1 protein-coding gene is annotated in these 634 nt (G+C 68.1%); it reads left to right on the top strand.

Going from position 1 to position 634, the window contains the following annotated elements; translation table 11 throughout:
- Positions 1-634, top strand: a 634-nt coding sequence (locus AC1DYG_RS18785) for a complex I subunit 1/NuoH family protein (protein ID WP_477641388.1), incomplete at both ends; no start/stop codon positions are given.

The following is a 634-nucleotide window of genomic DNA, read 5'->3' as shown; positions in this document are numbered from 1 at the left end:
CGTGGTGGCTGGTCGTCGCCAAGTCCGTGGCCATCTTCGCCTTCCTCATGTTGACCCCGATCGTCGCGATCCTCGCCGAACGCAAGGTGATGGCCTGGATGCAGATGCGGGTGGGGCCCAACCGGGTCGGCCCGTGGGGGATGCTGCAGTCCCTCGCCGACGGCATCAAGCTCGCGCTCAAGGAGGGCATCGTCCCGGCGGCCGCGGACAAGGCGGTCTACCTCCTCGCCCCGGTCATCGCGGTGGTCCCGGCGATCATGGCGTTCGCGGTGATCCCGTTCGGCCCGGAGGTGTCCGTCTTCGGGCAGTGGACACCGCTGCAGCTCACCGACATGCCGGTGGCCGTCCTGTACATCCTCGCGATCACCTCCATCGGCGTCTACGGCATCGTGCTCGCCGGGTGGTCCTCCGGCTCGACCTACCCGCTGCTCGGCGGGCTCCGTTCGACGGCGCAGGTGATCTCCTACGAGATCGCGATGGGCCTGACGTTCGCCGCCGTCTTCCTGGTCGCCGGCACGATGTCCACCTCCGGCATCGTGGCCGCGCAGGAAGGCACCTGGTACGTCTTCCTGCTGCTGCCGTCGTTCCTGATCTACGTGACGTCGATGGTCGGCGAGACCAACCGGGCCCCGTT

The sequence above is a fragment of the Pedococcus sp. P1_H8 genome, from assembly GCF_056405175.1.
The sequence above is the reverse complement of the archived record's forward strand: the minus strand, read 5'-3'. Positions and strand labels throughout refer to the sequence as shown.